General features: G+C 73.9%; 15 protein-coding genes. 5 read left to right on the top strand and 10 right to left on the bottom strand.

Features of this window, described 5'->3' with window-relative positions; translation table 11 throughout:
• The first annotated feature begins 161 nt into the window (after window positions 1-161).
• The 4 genes from glgX to K0V08_RS02860 all read left to right on the top strand — a co-directional run bounded on the left by glgX (window position 162) and on the right by K0V08_RS02860 (window position 7,996).
• Window positions 162-2,366: a glycogen debranching protein GlgX gene (gene glgX, locus K0V08_RS02875; RefSeq protein WP_012038118.1), complete on the top strand. Its 2,205-nt coding sequence runs from the start codon at window positions 162-164 to the stop codon at window positions 2,364-2,366.
• The gene (gene treY, locus K0V08_RS02870) at window positions 2,363-4,714 is read left to right on the top strand and encodes a malto-oligosyltrehalose synthase (RefSeq protein ID WP_079532875.1); all 2,352 of its coding nucleotides are present in this window, start codon (window positions 2,363-2,365) and stop codon (window positions 4,712-4,714) included. The genes glgX and treY overlap by 4 nt, the downstream gene beginning before the upstream one ends.
• The gene (gene treZ / locus K0V08_RS02865) at window positions 4,711-6,513 is read left to right on the top strand and encodes a malto-oligosyltrehalose trehalohydrolase (RefSeq protein WP_079532872.1); all 1,803 of its coding nucleotides are present in this window, start codon (window positions 4,711-4,713) and stop codon (window positions 6,511-6,513) included. Before treY ends, treZ begins: the two co-directional genes overlap by 4 nt.
• A gap of 169 nt (window positions 6,514-6,682) precedes the next feature.
• Window positions 6,683-7,996 carry a UDP-glucose dehydrogenase family protein gene (locus K0V08_RS02860; RefSeq protein ID WP_012038115.1) on the top strand — a complete coding sequence of 438 codons (1,314 nt, stop codon included), beginning with the start codon at window positions 6,683-6,685 and terminating at the stop codon, window positions 7,994-7,996.
• Window positions 7,997-8,044: 48 nt separating this feature from the next.
• On the opposite strand, the gene K0V08_RS02855 is transcribed toward K0V08_RS02860, so the two are convergent.
• From K0V08_RS02855 to K0V08_RS02820, 8 genes are all read right to left on the bottom strand, one after another.
• Complete coding sequence (locus K0V08_RS02855) at window positions 8,045-8,548, bottom strand: hypothetical protein (protein WP_079532870.1); 504 nt, start codon at window positions 8,546-8,548, stop codon at window positions 8,045-8,047.
• A gap of 11 nt (window positions 8,549-8,559) precedes the next feature.
• Window positions 8,560-9,852: a DNA polymerase IV gene (locus K0V08_RS02850; protein ID WP_012038113.1), complete on the bottom strand. Its 1,293-nt coding sequence runs from the start codon at window positions 9,850-9,852 to the stop codon at window positions 8,560-8,562.
• An 82-nt stretch (window positions 9,853-9,934) separates the two neighbouring features.
• A complete protein-coding gene (locus K0V08_RS02845; protein WP_012038112.1) occupies window positions 9,935-10,933 on the bottom strand; it encodes an oxygenase MpaB family protein in 999 nt (332 codons plus the stop codon).
• 116 nt (window positions 10,934-11,049) lie between these two features.
• On the bottom strand, window positions 11,050-11,583 hold the full coding sequence (locus K0V08_RS02840; protein ID WP_079532867.1) for a DUF1697 domain-containing protein: 534 nt from the start codon (window positions 11,581-11,583) through the stop codon (window positions 11,050-11,052).
• Between the two features lie 64 nt (window positions 11,584-11,647).
• The gene (locus K0V08_RS02835; RefSeq protein WP_227325287.1) at window positions 11,648-12,370 is read right to left on the bottom strand and encodes an FAD-binding oxidoreductase; all 723 of its coding nucleotides are present in this window, start codon (window positions 12,368-12,370) and stop codon (window positions 11,648-11,650) included.
• A 2-nt stretch (window positions 12,371-12,372) separates the two neighbouring features.
• Window positions 12,373-12,999, bottom strand: a complete 627-nt coding sequence (locus K0V08_RS02830; RefSeq protein ID WP_079532863.1) for a sulfite oxidase-like oxidoreductase — start codon at window positions 12,997-12,999, stop codon at window positions 12,373-12,375.
• 58 nt (window positions 13,000-13,057) lie between these two features.
• Window positions 13,058-13,324, bottom strand: a complete 267-nt coding sequence (locus K0V08_RS02825; protein WP_231689096.1) for a GNAT family N-acetyltransferase — start codon at window positions 13,322-13,324, stop codon at window positions 13,058-13,060.
• Window positions 13,325-13,387: 63 nt separating this feature from the next.
• Complete coding sequence (locus tag K0V08_RS02820; protein WP_228510687.1) at window positions 13,388-13,600, bottom strand: hypothetical protein; 213 nt, start codon at window positions 13,598-13,600, stop codon at window positions 13,388-13,390.
• 65 nt (window positions 13,601-13,665) lie between these two features.
• Here K0V08_RS02820 and K0V08_RS02815 point away from each other — a divergent pair, with 65 nt between their 5' ends.
• A complete protein-coding gene (locus K0V08_RS02815) occupies window positions 13,666-14,172 on the top strand; it encodes a metallophosphoesterase family protein (protein WP_079532860.1) in 507 nt (168 codons plus the stop codon).
• On the opposite strand, the gene K0V08_RS02810 is transcribed toward K0V08_RS02815, so the two are convergent.
• Window positions 14,169-15,398 (bottom strand): M20/M25/M40 family metallo-hydrolase, encoded by a 1,230-nt coding sequence (locus tag K0V08_RS02810; protein ID WP_231689095.1) that lies wholly within the window; start codon window positions 15,396-15,398, stop codon window positions 14,169-14,171. The genes K0V08_RS02815 and K0V08_RS02810 overlap by 4 nt on opposite strands.
• Window positions 15,395-15,748: a hypothetical protein gene (locus K0V08_RS02805; RefSeq protein WP_079532858.1), complete on the bottom strand. Its 354-nt coding sequence runs from the start codon at window positions 15,746-15,748 to the stop codon at window positions 15,395-15,397. Before K0V08_RS02805 ends, K0V08_RS02810 begins: the two co-directional genes overlap by 4 nt.
• Window positions 15,749-15,765: the final 17 nt, after the last annotated feature.

The raw sequence follows: 15,765 nt of genomic DNA, 5'->3' as shown, positions 1-15,765 counted from the left end.
CCTCACGGTAACCTCGCCCCTGGTGCGTCGCTGCGTCGCATCCGGCCTCCTGCCGTCGCGGCCCACGCTGATCCACCGCCTGCCCCGCCCCCGACGGACCCCGCGCACGCACGCCCGCCCGCGCGCCGTCGGCGGACGAGTCGACCCAACTGGAGGACCACTTGCACACCTGGCCCGGAAACCCCTACCCGCTCGGCGCGACCTTCGACGGGAGCGGCACGAACTTCGCGCTGTTCAGCGAGGCCGCCGAGCAGGTGCAGCTGTGCCTCATCGACGAGGACGGCACGGAGACCCGCGTGGACGTGACGGAGGTCGACGCGCACGTCTGGCACTGCTACCTCCCGCACGTGCAACCCGGCCAGCGCTACGGCTACCGGGTGACCGGTCCCTACGAGCCGGAGAACGGCCACCGGTCCAACCCCGCGAAGCTGCTGCTGGATCCCTACGCCAAGGCCACGTGCGGGGAGTTCGACTGGGACCCGTCGCTGTTCGCGTACGAGTTCGGCGACCCGTCGAGCCGCAACGACGAGGACTCCGGACCGCACATGATGCTCGGCGTCGTGGTCAACCCGTTCTTCGACTGGGACGGCGACCGCCTCCCCCGCACCCCGTACAGCGAGACCGTCGTGTACGAGGCGCACGTGAAGGGGCTGACGCAGCTGAACCCGCGGATCCCCGAGGAGCTGCGCGGCACCTACGCGGGCATCGCGCACCCCGCCGTCATCGACCACCTGCAGAGGCTCGGCATCACCGCCATCGAGCTGATGCCCGTGCACCAGTTCGTGCAGGACAACACCCTGCTCGAGAAGGGCCTCCGCAACTACTGGGGCTACAACACGATCGGCTTCTTCGCGCCGCACAACGCCTACTCGTCCACGGGCGAGCTCGGCCAGCAGGTGCAGGAGTTCAAGTCCATGGTGCGCGCGCTGCACGCCGCCGGCATCGAGGTCATCCTCGACGTGGTCTACAACCACACGGCGGAGGGCAACCACCTGGGCCCGACGCTCTCCTTCAAGGGCATCGACAACCAGGCCTACTACCGGCTCATGGAGGACGACCCCACCTACTACATGGACTACACGGGCACCGGCAACTCGCTCAACGTGCGCCACCCGCACGCGCTGCAGCTGATCATGGACTCGCTGCGCTACTGGGTCACCGAGATGCACGTCGACGGGTTCCGGTTCGACCTGGCGTCCGCGCTCGCGCGCGAGTTCTACGACGTCGACAAGCTCGCCACCTTCTTCGAGCTCGTGCAGCAGGATCCGGTGGTGTCGCAGGTCAAGCTCATCGCCGAGCCCTGGGACGTCGGCCCCGGCGGCTACCAGGTGGGCAACTTCCCGCCGCAGTGGACCGAGTGGAACGGCAAGTACCGCGACACCGTGCGCGACTTCTGGCGCGGCGAGGCCTCCTCGCTCGGCGAGTTCGCGGCGCGCATCACCGGATCTGCCGACCTCTACGAGCACTCCGGGCGCCGACCGGTGGCGTCGATCAACTTCATCACCGCGCACGACGGCTTCACGATCGCCGACCTGGTCTCGTACGACGAGAAGCACAACGAGGCCAACGGCGAGGACAACAAGGACGGCGAGAGCCACAACCGTTCCTGGAACATGGGCGTGGAGGGGCCGACCGACGATCCGACGATCGCGACCCTGCGGGGGCGCCAGCAGCGCAACATGCTCGCGACCATGATCCTGTCGCAGGGCGTCCCCATGATCCTGCACGGCGACGAGCTGGGCCGGACGCAGCAGGGCAACAACAACACCTACGCGCAGGACAACGAGATCAGCTGGGTGCACTGGGACCAGGCCGACCAGCCGCTCGTCGAGTTCACCGCGTCCGTCGTGCGGCTCCGCAAGGAGCACCCGACCTTCCGCCGCGGGCGCTTCTTCGACGGCCGGCCCGTGCGCCGCGGCGAGGGCGAGCCGCTGCCCGACATCGTGTGGCTGGACGCGGACGCGACGCCGATGGTGGACGACGACTGGGAGTCCGGCCTCCGCGCGATCGGCATGTTCCTCAACGGGAACGGGATCCGCGGGCGCGACCGCCGCGGCGAGGACATCTACGACACGCACTTCCTCCTCTACTTCAACGCGCACGACGAGCCGGTGTCCTTCACGCTCCCGTCGGACGAGTACGCGGACGCGTGGGAGACCGTGATCGACACCGCGGGCGTCGGAGCCGACTCGACGGCCCTCCGCGCGAGTAGCGTCGTGGACGTGGCGGCCAAGGCGCTCGTGGTGCTGCGCGCCTACACCGAGCCCGAGGTGGAGCCCGACCACTCGGTCGCGGCGAGCCTCGCCGTCCTCACCCACGCGCAGGCCGACCGGCCGGCCGCAGACCCAAGGAGCGACATCAGTTGAGAACCCCCATCTCCACCTACCGGTTCCAGGTGCGGGAGTCGTTCGACCTCGCCGCCGTGGCCGAGCAGCTGCCGTACGTGAAGGACCTCGGCGCGGACTGGGTGTACCTCAGCCCGATCCTCGCGGCCGAGCCGGGATCCGACCACGGCTACGACGTGGTCGACCACTCGCAGGTGGACCCGTTGCGCGGCGGCGCGGCGGGCATGAAGGCCGTCGCGGACCGCGCGCACGAGCTGGGCCTCGGCGTGCTGGTGGACATCGTCCCGAACCACGTGGGCGTCGCGACGCCCGTGGAGAGCCTCTGGTGGTGGGACCTCCTCACGCACGGCACCGCGAGCCGGTACGCCGACGCGTTCGACGTCGACTGGGACTTCGGGCAGGGCAAGGTACGGATCCCCGTGCTCGGCGACGGCGAGACCGAGCTCGACGAGCTCACGCTCGTGCGCGGCGACGACGGCACCGTCGAGCTCCGCTACTACGACCAGCGCTTCCCCGTCGCGCCCGGCACGGCCGAGGACGACGCGGACGCCCGCACGGTGCACGAGCGCCAGTCCTACGAGCTGATCAACTGGCGCCGCGCCGACGCCGAGCTCAACTACCGCCGCTTCTTCGCGGTCAACACGCTCGCGGGCATCCGCGTCGAGCTGCCGCGCGTCTTCGAGGAGTCGCACCGGGAGATCTCGCGCTGGTTCCGCGAGGGCCTCGCCGACGGGCTCCGCGTCGACCACCCGGACGGCCTGCTCGACCCCAAGGGGTACCTCGACGACCTCGCGCGGATCACGGGCGGCGCGTACGTGCTCGTCGAGAAGATCCTCGAGCCCGGCGAGACCCTCCCCACCGACTGGGCGACCGCCGGCACCACCGGGTACGACGCGCTCGCCGAGATCGACCGCGTGCTCGTCGACCCCGACGGCCAGGTCGAGCTCGACCACCTCGAGGCGTCGCTGCGCGGCCTGCCGCAGGGCGAGCTCACCAGCTGGGCCGACATGATCCGCGGCACGAAGCGCGGCATCGCGGACGGGATCCTCCGCAGCGAGGTCCTCCGCCTCGAGCGCCTCGTCGAGGACGCCCCGGCGGACGCCGCCGACGCGCTCGCCGAGCTCCTCGCGACCTTCCCCGTCTACCGCAGCTACCTGCCCGGCGGGCTGCATCACCTCGAGGAGGCCGCCGAGGCCGCGCGCGCGAGCCGCCCCGACCTGGTCGCCACCATCGACGCGCTCATGCCGCAGCTGTCCGACCCGTCCACGGCGGTCGCCCAGCGCTTCCAGCAGACGAGCGGCATGGTCATGGCCAAGGGCGTCGAGGACACGGCGTTCTACCGCTACTCGCGCCTCGTCTCGCTCAACGAGGTCGGCGCCGACCCGTCGATCTTCGCGATCGACGTCGACGACTTCCACGCGCGCCAGCAGGAGCGGCACCGCATCGCGCCGCACGCCATGACCACGCTCTCGACGCACGACACGAAGCGCGGCGAGGACGTCCGCGCCCGCATCGACGTGCTCTCCGAGACGCCCGAGGCCTGGCGCGACGCGCTCGGACAGCTCCGCGAGGTCGCCCCGACCGGCGACGGCCCGTTCGAGAACCTGCTCTGGCAGACGCTCGTCGGCACGTGGCCCGCGTCGCGCGAGCGCCTGCACGCGTACGCCGAGAAGGCGTCGCGCGAGGCCGGCGACTCGACCACGTGGACCGCGCCCGACGAGGCGTTCGAGGAGCGCATGCACGCGCTCGTCGACGCGGCCTTCGACGACCCGCGCGCCCGCACGATCGTCGCCGGGCTCTACGACCGGCTCTCCGGCCCGGGCTGGTCGAACTCGCTGGCCGCCAAGGCCATCCAGCTCACGGCCCCCGGCATGCCCGACGTCTACCAGGGCAGCGAGCTGTGGGAGACGAGCCTCGTGGATCCCGACAACCGCCGCGAGGTCGACTTCGGCATGCGCCGCGCCGCCCTCGACGCCGTGCTCAAGGGCGCCGAGCCCGCCATCGACGAGACGGGGGCCGCCAAGCTCCTCGTCACGGCGCGCGCGCTCCGCCTCCGCCGCGAGCACCCGGAGCTGTTCACGGGCTACGAGCCCGTGCGCGCGACAGGCGACGCCGCGGCCCACGTGATCGCGTTCGACCGCGGCGGGGCGATCACCGTCGCGACCCGCCTGCCCGTCGGGCTCGAGACGGGCGGCGGATGGGGATCCACCACCATCACGCTCCCCGAGGGCGAGCTCGTCGACCACGTCAGCGGTCGGCGCCTCGACGGCGGGCGCGTGTCCGTCGCCGCGCTCCTCGCCGACTACCCGGTCGCGATCCTCGCGCCCGCATCCACCGCAGCCGACCTCACCCCCGGGAGCCGAGCATGACCGACGACCGCTTCGACATCTGGGCCCCGAAGGCCCGCACCCTCGCGCTCTCCGTGGGCGACGAGCGCCTGCCGCTCTCGCCCGTCGGCGACGGCTGGTGGACCCTCGACGCCGACCGCGCCGAGGCCCTGCCCTCCGGCGACCTCGACTACGGCTACCTCGTGGACGACGCGGAGACGCCGCTGCCGGATCCGCGCTCGCGTCGCCAGCCCGAGGGCGTCCACGGCCGCTCGCGGACTTACGACCCGTCGTCGTTCGCCTGGACCGACCAGGCGTGGACCGGTCGCCAGCTCGCCGGCGCCGTCATCTACGAGATGCACATCGGGACCTTCACGCCCGACGGCACGCTCGACTCCGCGATCGACCGCCTCGACCACCTCGTCGCGCTCGGGGTCGACCTCGTGGAGGTGCTGCCGGTCAACGGCTTCAACGGCACGCACAACTGGGGCTACGACGGGGTCCTCTGGTACACGGTGCAGGAGACCTACGGCGGACCCGAGGCCTACCAGCGCTTCGTCGACGCGTGCCACGCCCGCGGCCTCGGCGTGGTGCAGGACGTCGTCTACAACCACCTCGGCCCGTCGGGGAACTACCTGCCCGTCTACGGCCCGTACCTCCACGAGGCGTCGGCGAACACGTGGGGATCCAGCCTCAACCTCGACGGCGAGGACTCCGGCCCCGTCCGCGAGTACATCATCGACAACGCGCTCATGTGGCTCGGCGACTACCACGTCGACGCGCTGCGCCTGGATGCGGTGCACGCGCTCGTGGACGACACGGCGACGCACCTCCTCGAGGAGCTCGCGGTGCAGGTCGACGTGCTGTCCGCGCACGTCGGGCGTCCGCTCACGCTCATCGCGGAGTCCGACCTCAACGACCCGAAGCTCATCACCTCGCGCGAGGCGCACGGCTACGCGCTCGACGCGCAGTGGAGCGACGACTTCCACCACGCCGTCCATGTCGCGCTCACGGGCGAGACGACCGGCTACTACGAGGACTTCGCGTCGCTCGGGGCCCTCGCCAAGGTGATCACGCGCGGCTTCTTCCACGACGGCACCTGGTCGTCGTTCCGCGGCCGCGTGCACGGGCGGCCGCTCGACACCGAGCGGATCCCGGCGCACCGCCTCGTGGTCGCGAACCAGAACCACGACCAGATCGGCAACCGCGCGACGGGCGACCGCCTCACGGCGACGCTCGACGAGGGCGGGCTCGCGCTGGCCGCCGTCCTCACGCTGACGTCGCCCTTCACCCCGATGCTCTTCATGGGCGAGGAGTGGGGCGCGACGACGCCGTGGCAGTTCTTCACGTCGCACCCGGAGCACGACCTCGGCGAGGCGACCGCCAAGGGCCGCATCGCGGAGTTCGCGAAGATGGGCTGGGACGAGTCGGTCGTGCCGAACCCGCAGGACCTCTCGACGTTCCAGGACTCGAAGCTCGACTGGTCGGAGCTCTACGGCACCGAGGCCGCCGAGTCGCAGCACGCGCGGCTGTTCTCGCTCTACTCCGAGCTGATCCGCCTGCGCCGCGCGCACCCCGACCTCACCGACCCCCGGTTCGCCGAGGTCGAGGTCGAGGTGCACGAGGAGGCGCGCCTGCTCGTCATGGACCGCGGCGAGCTGTCCATCGTCGTCAACCTGTCCGACGAGGAGCGGCGCGTGCCCGTGGTGGGCGAGCGCCCCGCGCTGCTGCTCGCGACGGCACCGGGCGTCGCGCTCGGCGACGACGAGGTCGTGCTGCCCGCGCGATCCGCCGCGATCCTGGTCCCGGTCGCGGACTCCGCGGAGGCGCTGCTGGCCTGATCCACCGCACACGGGGCGGGGTCCGACGCGGCGTGCGAGTGCACGCCGGGCCCCGCCCCTGGCGCGTCACATCACCGTGATACGGTGCCCACGCCGCCGCCCGGCGACCCGCTCGATCGTCGTCCGGCGCCCGTTCGGCGGCCCTCCCCACGACGCGAAGGACTCCCCCGTGCGCATCTCCGTCATCGGCTGCGGCTACCTCGGCACCGTCCACGCCGCGTGCATGAGCCGCCTCGGGCACGACGTGGTCGCCATCGACGTGGACGCCGCGAAGATCGCGACGCTGCAGACCGGCGTCGCCCCGTTCTTCGAGCCGGGCCTGCCTGATCTCCTCACCGAGCAGCTCGCGACCGGCCGCCTCCGCTTCACCACCGACACGGCCGAGGCCGCCGGATCCCGCGTGCACTTCATCGCCGTCGGCACGCCCCAGAAGCGCGGGGAGAACGCGGCGGACATGACCTACGTCGACGCCGCGGTCGACGCGCTGATCCCCCACCTCGCGCCGGGCGACGTCGTGGCGGGCAAGTCCACCGTGCCCGTGGGCACCGCGCGCCGGCTCGCAGAGCGCATCGAGGCGCGCGTTCCCGGGGCGACGCTCGTGTGGAACCCGGAGTTCCTGCGCGAGGGCTTCGCCGTCGAGGACACGCTCACGCCCGACCGCTTCGTCTACGGCCTGCCCGCGGGCGACGCCGGTGAGGCCGCGCGCACCGCGCTCGACGAGGTCTACGCCACCGCGCTCTCGACCGGCACGGCGCGCGTCACGACCGACTACGAGACCGCCGAGCTCGTGAAGGTGTCGGCGAACGCGTTCCTCGCCACGAAGATCTCCTTCATCAACGCCATGGCGGAGGTGTGCGAGGCCACGGGTGCCGACGTCACGCAGCTCGCGGACGCCATCGGGTACGACGACCGCATCGGCCGCCGATTCCTCAACGCCGGGATCGGCTTCGGCGGGGGCTGCCTGCCCAAGGACATCCGCGCCTTCATGGCCCGCGCGGGCGAGCTCGGCGCCGACCAGGCGCTCACGTTCCTGCGCGAGGTCGACTCCATCAACATGCGCCGACGCGTGCGCGCGGTCGACGTGGCGCGCGAGGTGTGCGGCGGATCCCTGCTCGGCCGCAACATCGCCGTGCTGGGCCTCGCCTTCAAGCCCGAGTCGGACGACGTGCGCGACTCCCCCGCGCTCAGCATCTCCGCGCAGCTGCAGCTGCAGGGCGCGCGCGTGCTCGCGACGGATCCGTACGCCAACGAGAACTCGCGCCGCCGCTTCCCGGAGCTCACCTACGTCGACACCTGGCAGGAGGCGGCGCGCGACGCGGACGCCGTGATGGTGCTCACCGAGTGGAAGCAGTACCGGGCCATCGACCCCGCGGAGCTCAAGGCCATCGTGACGACGCCCGTGATCGTCGACGGCCGCAACTGCCTGGATCCCGTCGCGTGGCGCGCCGCCGGGTGGCGCTACCGCGGCATGGGCCGGCCCTAGCCGTCCGGCGCCGCCCCGCGACCGGGTCCGAGGCGGCGCCGGCGCGGGTCAGCGCGGGGTGGTGGCCGCGATGCCGAAGAGGGTGCCGCCCGCGATGACGATCGAGAGCACGAACGCGACGGGGATGAGCAGCAGCAGGCCGTTGAGGATGAGGCCGGTGATGGCGAAGCCGCGGCCGGCCGGCTCCTTCCTGAAGCCGATGATGCCGAACACGAGCCCGATGAGCGGGCAGAGGAACGTCCAGAAGAAGAACACCGAGACGAGGCCGAGGATCATCGACGTCAGGCTGAGGCCCTTGGGCGGCGCGGCCGCGTAGACCGGCTGGCCCCAGGCGACCGCCGCCGGGGAGGGCGGGACCGGCGCGGGGGCCAGGCCGTAGGGGGCGGCAGCCGGATGGGCGGCGGGCGGCGGGGTCGGGGCCGGAGGGGTCGGGGCCGGCGCGTAGGTGGCCGGCGGCGTGGCGGCCGGCGGTGTGGCGGCCGGTGGCGTCGGCGCCCCTCCCTCCGCCGCGGGGCTGTGGTCGTCGGATGCGGGCGCGGCGGGATCGGTCATGGGGGTCCTCGTCAGTCGGGCGGGTGTCCGGGGAGGGTACCGCGGGAGGCCGCCTCCGTGCGCGGATCCGACACCGTCGCCCGCTTCGCCCCGGGCTTGCGCAGGAGGGACGCCGGCCCGATGGCGCCGCGGCCGAACCGCTGCGCCGCCTGGTCGACCGTGCGCTCGGCCTCGCGCCAGCCCTCGTCCGCGTCCCACAGGGCGACGGCGCGGTTGTCGGCGTCGTCGAGCTGCTCGGCCCGCACGCCCACCAGACGGATCCGGTCGCCGGGTCGAGCGACCTGCTCGTAGACGTCGCGGATCTCGTCGTAGATGCGGCGCGCGACGTCGGTGGGCTCCGACAGCGTGCGGGATCGCGTGATGGTGCGGAAGTCGGAGTAGCGGAGCTTGAGCGAGACGGTGCGCGCCGTGAGCCCCGCGCGCCGCAGCCGCTCGGCCACGCGCGTGGCCTGGCCGAGGAGCTCGCGGCGGACGATCTCGGGATCCGTCACGTCGTCGTGGAACGTGTTCTCGTGCCCCATGCTCTTCTCCTCGCGGTGTGTGCTGACGCGCCGCGGATCCCGCCCCCAGGAGAGGTCGTGCAGCCGGGCGCCCGCGGACTCGCCGAGCATCGACTGCAGCGCGGGAAGCGGGGTGTCGGCGATGTCGGCGACCGTGCGGAGGCCGCGGCGGAGCAGCGCCTCCTCGGTCGTCTTCCCCACTCCCCAGAGCGCGCCGACCGGCAGAGCGTGCAGGAACGGCAGGGTCTCGGCGGCGGGGATGACGAGCAGGCCGTCGGGCTTGCAGCGCGTGCTCGCGAGCTTGGCGACGAACTTGGTGGAGGCCGCCCCGACCGAGCAGGTGAGGCCGGTCTCGGCGTGCACGCGGCGGCGGATCATGGCGCCGATCTCGGCGGGCGAGCCGAAGAGCCCGCGGGCTCCCGCCACGTCGAGGAACGCCTCGTCGATGCTGAGCGGCTCCACGAGCGGCGTGACGTCGCGGAAGATGCCCATGACCACGCGCGACCAGTGCGCGTACTTCTCCATGTGTCCGCCGATGACGGTGGCCTGCGGGCAGAGGCGCAGCGCCTGGGCCATGGGCATGGCCGAGCGGACACCGAAGCGCCTGGCCTCGTAGGTGGCGCTGGTGACCACGCCGCGGCCCGATGACCCGCCGACGATGACCGGCGTGCCGCGCAGCTCCGGCCGCTCGAGCAGCTCGACGGCGGCGAAGAACGCGTCCATGTCGATGTGCAGGATGGTCGCCTCGGAGTCGTCCGCGCTCGCGTCGGACGTGCGCCTGGTCGATCCGTCCTGCCTGCTCATGTCGTCCCCACGCTAGCCCGGGCCGCCGACATCGGCCGCGCGAGCCGGACTGCGACGGGTGCCGGCCGGGAGACCCGCAGGATCAGGCCGCGGGCTGGGCGCGGTGGCCGGTGTCGTCGCCGCGGCCGGGGCACGGCTCCGCCGCGCCGTCGGGCGCCGACGCGCTCGACCCGCCCTCCAGCCGCGCGATGCGCTTGAGCGCCGCCTCGTGGCTCGTGGACTGCTCGCCCATCACGCGCCCGGCGACGCCGAGCATCACCCGGGTCGACGCGAGCGCCGGCAGCGGGAACGGGCCGAACGACGCCCGGTCGAGCCCGAGGAGCTGGCGGTACCTCGGCTCGAGGGAGGCGACGGCGCCCGCGAACAGCACGCGGTAGGCCGGCAGCATGGAGGCGCGGAGCGGCGGCTCGCGGAGGAAGGAGATCGTCTCGCGGGTGCGCTCGTCGGCGCGGAGCAGGCCCTGGTCGTGGAAGGCGTCGATCTGCGCGTGCAGCTCGGCGTGCGAGCGCGGCGGCGCCTCGACGCCCATGAGCTCGCCCGCCTTGGCCCACTCGGCCACGTACCGGTCGGGCCCGCCGGGGATCGGCGGCCCCCACTGCATGTGCGTGCTGAGGAACGCGTCGGTGAAGACCATGTGCACCCAGGCGAGCAGGTCGGGGTCGTTCGCGCTGTAGGGGCGCTCGACGCCGTGGCCGTCGACGTAGGTGCCCTGCACCTTGCGGTGGTAGCCGCGGACGCGCCGGCTGACGTCGACGGCGGTGTCCCGGTCGCCGAACGAGGTGGTGATGACCCAGCGCACGGTGCCGGCGAGCCGGCCGAGCGGATCCTCGCGGTAGCGCGACCAGTCGTGGACCCCGGCCATGGCGCCCGGGTGCAGCGTCTGCATGAGGAGGGCGCGGATCCCCGCGACGAGCGTCGGCATCCCGCCGTGCACGGCCCAGACCGCGGAGCCGGGCCCGAACCAGCCGGCGTCGTCGCCGTCCTCCAGGTCCTGGATCCACTGGGGTCGCCCCTCGGAGTCCGCGGAGAACGTCTCCAGGATGTGGGACTTCCAGCGGTCCGCGAATCTGCTCACGTCCACGAACCTATCCCCCTGCCCGCGCCGTGAGGAGGCCGCGGCACCCCCGATGCGGGCTGGATCCCCTCGGGTGCCCGGCCATCACCCCCGTACTGGGGGACGCGTGCCGGGCGCGGGCGTCAGGCGTCGAGGAGCGCCACGAGCGCGGCGACGGTGCGGGCGTTCCGCGCGGTGACGGATGCCCCGAGCCCGCGCCAGAACGCCGGGGGCACGCGCGACGCCGAGACGCCGTCGGGGTGCCAGGAGTACACGGCGTCGCGGCCGACCGCGACCAGGTCGGGGGCGATCTGCGCCGCCGGTGGCGGTGCGGGCAGCGGGTCCAGCGGCCGGTCGAGGAACGAGACGAGGAGGCGGGACGGGTCGTCGGCGACCGGGCCGAAAGGGATGCCGGCAGCGCTGCGCCGGAAGTCGTCCGCGGGCACGAGGTGGACGTCCGCGGTCACGCCCGTGGCGAGCCGCACCGCGTCCTCGATCGCGACCGCCGCGCCGCGGCCGACCGGCCGCTCGTGGTCGACGACGGCGTTGCCGCTCCGCAGGTGGGTGCGGACACGCAGGTAGCCGAGGCCCTCGAGCGCCGCGGTCAGCTGCGCCATGGGCACCTGCTTGGCCCGCCCGACGTTGATCCCCCGCAGCAGCACGACCGATCGCTCCATGCGGCACCCGCTCCCCGCGGCTCCGTCGCCGTCCGCCCCAGTGTGGCCCGGCGGGACGCCGCCGTCACTCCCCCGACGGGCCGAACTGCTCGATGCGGATCGCGTCGCGGCCGACGCCGGCGTCGAGCAGCAGGCGCGTGGCCCCGCCGGCGAACGCGGTGGATCCGCACACGAGCGCCACCCGCGCGCCCGCCGCGAGCCCCGCGACCTCGTCGGCCCGCAGGCGCCCGAAGCCGCGCGCCCCGTGCCGCTCCCGGGTCGTGACGATGAGCGCGGCGGTGTCCTCGAGCTCCGCGCGGCACGGGACGTCGGCCGCCGTGCGCGCCGAGACGGCAACGCGGACGAGGTGCGGGACGCCGAGGTGCCGCGCGTGGCGGACCATCGACACGAGCGGCACCGCGCCGGTGCCGCCGCCGAGCGCGACCGCGGGGGTCGCCCCGTCCCAGACGAAGAAGCCGCCGATGGGCAGGCGCATCTCGATCGCGTCGCCGACCCGGGCGACGTCGGCGAAGAAGCCGCTCACCTCGCCGTCCTCGTAGCGCTCCATCAGCAGCTCGACGCCGTCCTCGTGCGGCGCGGAGAGGATCGAGTACGAGCGCTGGGCCGTGTACCCGTCCTCCGCGCGCAGCCGCACCACGCAGTGCTGGCCGGGCAGGTGCGGGATCCGGTCGGGCACGTCGAACCGCAGCAGGACGGTGGTGCGCGTGGGGTGCTCGAGCGCGGTGATCGTCGCCGTCCGCCACTCGCCGCCGACGGAGGCCGGGGCGGCGGGCTCGCGCGCGGGCACGCTCAGCGGTCCCCCTGGTAGCGCTGCTCGCGCCACGGGTCGCCGCGGTCGTGGTAGCCGTTGCGCTCCCAGAAGCCCTGCTGGTCGCGGTCGAGGAGCGTGAGGCGGGCGATCCACTTGGCGCTCTTCCAGAAGTAGAGGTGCGGCACGAGGAGCCGCGCGGGTCCGCCGTGGTCGGGCGTGAGCGGGCGGCCGTCGGCCTCCCACGCGATCCACGCCCGGCCGCCGCGGAGGTCCTCCAGCGGGAGGTTCGTCGTGTAGCCGGAGTGCGAGGTCGCGAGGACGAAGCGCGCCTCCGGGAGCGGCCCCGCGGCTTCGAGCAGGGTGTCGACGCTGACGCCCGCGAACCGCGTGTCGAGCCGGGTCCACGTGGTGACGCAGTGGATGTCGCCCGCGTACTCGGATCGGGGCAGCGCGTGCGCCTCGTCCCAGTCCCACGTCGTCGGGCGCTCGACGAGGCCGTCGACGGCGATCGACCAGCGCGACTCCGGCAGGTTCGGGACGGCCTCGGCGGTGAGGACGGGCCAGCCGCCCTGGGTGTCGTACTGGGTGTCGTACTGGCCGGGCGGGAGGCGGTCGGCCGGGCCTTTCCGCGGGCGGCCGACGAAGCCGCGGGTGATGCCGGTCATGGGCGCCTCCTTCAGGGGCGGGCGGTGGACGGGGTCCCGTCCATCATGGCGCGCTGGATCAGCGGGCGGACGGGTCGGACGGGTCGGACGGGTCCGGATCCACGGGGGCGGACAGCATCGCGACCGCGTGCAGCCCGTCGGGGTCGACGACCTCGGCGAGGCGGACGAAGCCGAGCCGGCCGTGGAAGGCGAGCGACCCGGGGTTCGGCGGGAGCGTGTTGACCTCGCACGTGACGGCCGCGCGCCCGGTGCGCCTGGCCTCGGCGAAGACGCGGGCGTAGAGGACCTGCCCGAGCCGGCTCCCGCGATGGCCATCGGCGACCACGATCCGGTCGACGTAGAGGCCGTCGACCCCGTGCTCGGCGAACCAGCGGTAGTTCGGGCTGTCTTAGGCTCCGCCCGGCTGCATCGCGAGGAGCATGCCGACGGGTGCCGCGTCGGGCGCGTCCACGTCGAGGACGGCGATCGCGAGGTCGGCGCGGCCGAGCACCTCGCCGAGGGACGCGGCGTCCATCGCCGGGACCGCGGGCACGGCCGAGTTGTTGAGCGGCACCATCCAGGCGAGGTCGGCGGGCACGAGGTCGCGGGTGGCGGGGGTCACGGATCGAGGGTACGGGAGCCGGGCGACCGGACCGGCCGGCCCGGCGCCCGCGTACCGTTGCCCGGGTGACCGCATCGCTCGTGCTCCTCAGCGACACCCACCTCCCGAAGCGCGCCAAGGACCTGCCGCAGGCGCTCTGGCGCGCGATCGACGTCGCCGACGTCGTGATCCACGCGGGTGACTGGGTCGACGAGCCCGCCCTCGACGTGCTCGAGGCGAGATCCGCCCGGCTGCTCGCGTGCTGGGGCAACAACGACCCCGCGGGGCTGCAGGCGCGGCTGCCGGAGACGGCGCGGGCGGTGATCGAGGGGATCCGCTTGGCCGTCACGCACGAGACCGGCGCGTCCACGGGCCGCGAGCGGCGGATGGACGCCGCGTTCCCGGACGTCGACGTGCTCGTCTTCGGCCACAGCCACATCCCCTGGGACACCGTGACGCCCGCGGGCATCCGGCTCCTCAACCCCGGCTCCCCCACCGACCGGCGCCGTCAGCCGGACTTCACCTGGATGACCGCGACGGCCGACGCGGGGCGGCTCGACGTGGAGCTGCACCGGTCGGCGACGCGCGACTAGGCGATCGGGCGGCTCGTCGGCACGATGCGGTCGCCGCCGCAGAAGTCGAGGATCGCGCCCTCGAGCACGTCGGCCAGCCGCCGGATCGAGTCGACCTCGGCCCACTCCTCGTCCGCGTGCGCGCCGCCGCCGGTGACGCCCAGGAGGATGCACGGGATCCCGGCCTCGTGCACGAGGCCGGCGTCGGTCCAGAACGGCTCGCCGCGGTGCGGGACGGGCGAGCCCGCGACGCGCGCGCCGCTGTCGAGCACGGCGCGCGCGAGCGGTCCGTCGACGTCCGCCTCGAAGGCCGCCCGGGCGACGAGCACCTCGAGCTCGACGTCCATGTCCGGCGTGCGCGCGGCCACCGCGTCGAGCGCCGCGCGCAGCTCGGCCTCGACGTCGGCCGTCGACTGGCCGGGCAAGAAGCGGCGTTCGATCGTGAGGACGCAGGAGTCGGCGACCGTGGCCGCGTCCGAGCCGCCGTGGATCCGGGAGACGCGCACCGCACCCGTGCCGAGCAGCAGGTGGCGGGGACCCGCGGCGAGGCGCCCCGCCAGCGCGTCGAGCTCGCGGAGCACGAGGCCGGCGTGCGCGATGGCGTCGACGCCCTGCTCGGGCATGGACCCGTGCGCCGCGCGCCCGCGCAGCCGGATCCCGTACCAGCCGAATCCGCGGTGGGCGACGATCGCCTCGGACTGGCTGGGCTCGGAGATCACGGCACCGTCGATGCGCCTGCCGTCTGCGGCGAGAGCACGGAGCGCCTCCTCGGTCCCCCGGCTCCCGAACTCCTCGTCGGCGACGAGCGCGAGCACGACGTCGCCGCGCGTGCCGACCCGCCGGGCGCGGTCGGCGGCGACCATCATCGCGGCGAGGCCCGCCTTCATGTCGAAGGCGCCGCGGCCGTGGAGGCGTCCGTCCTCGATCCGCGGGAGCAGGCCGCCGCGCTCGAGGTCGCCGGGCGGCACGGTGTCGAGGTGCCCGTCGAGGAGGATCGTGCGGCCGCCGCCCGTGCCGCGCGCGGTGGCGAGGACGGTCGGGCGACCCGGCGTCCCCTCGAGGACGCGGACGTCGAAGCCACGGGCGCGGAGCCATGCCGCGACGTGCGCGGCGACGGCGGTCTCGCCCGCTGCGCCCGGCACGAGGTCGGGGTTGGTCGAGTCGATGCGGATCAGCTCGGCGGCGAGGTCGACGGGATCCACGATCCCCGCGACGCCCGCGTCGGGTCCCGTCACGGTGCCGGTCACGCGTGCGGCGGCAGGTCGTCGACAGGCAGCGCGGACGCCGTCTCGTCGGCGTCGTCCACCAGGCGCAGGGCGCTCTGCGGCACCACGACCCGGCGACCGGCCGTCCCGTCGTCGTCGGAGCCGAGCTCCACGACCCACGCGCGGCCGCGCGCGGTCGGCACGGGGCTGACGCTGCGCAGGCCGTCGGAGGCGGAGGCGACCACGAGGCCGACGGGCTCGCCGTCGAGCGCGGGGTCGCCCGTGGCGGCGGCGCCGTCGAGGATCACGACGACGGCCCCGACCCCGATCGCGTGCGTCCCGTCGCTCCCCCGCTCGCCCTCGGATCCGTCCCGGCCGCGTCTCATCCACATGCCCCGATCCTCCCATC

The organism is Clavibacter michiganensis, from assembly GCF_021216655.1.
Lineage (GTDB): Bacteria > Actinomycetota > Actinomycetes > Actinomycetales > Microbacteriaceae > Clavibacter > Clavibacter michiganensis.
This window is presented reverse-complemented; position numbering and strand designations above follow the sequence as displayed.

Excerpts from the sequence above, each read along its gene's own strand:
- K0V08_RS02840 (WP_079532867.1), bottom strand. The coding sequence starts at position 11,583 with ATGGAGCGATCGGTCGTGCTGCTGCGGGGGATCAACGTCGGGCGGGCC.
- K0V08_RS02805 (WP_079532858.1), bottom strand. The coding sequence starts at position 15,748 with ATGTGGATGAGACGCGGCCGGGACGGATCCGAGGGCGAGCGGGGGAGC.
- K0V08_RS02850 (WP_012038113.1), bottom strand. The coding sequence starts at position 9,852 with ATGAGCAGGCAGGACGGATCGACCAGGCGCACGTCCGACGCGAGCGCG.
- treZ (WP_079532872.1), top strand. The coding sequence starts at position 4,711 with ATGACCGACGACCGCTTCGACATCTGGGCCCCGAAGGCCCGCACCCTC.
- K0V08_RS02855 (WP_079532870.1), bottom strand. The coding sequence starts at position 8,548 with ATGACCGATCCCGCCGCGCCCGCATCCGACGACCACAGCCCCGCGGCG.
- K0V08_RS02830 (WP_079532863.1), bottom strand. The coding sequence starts at position 12,999 with ATGACCGGCATCACCCGCGGCTTCGTCGGCCGCCCGCGGAAAGGCCCG.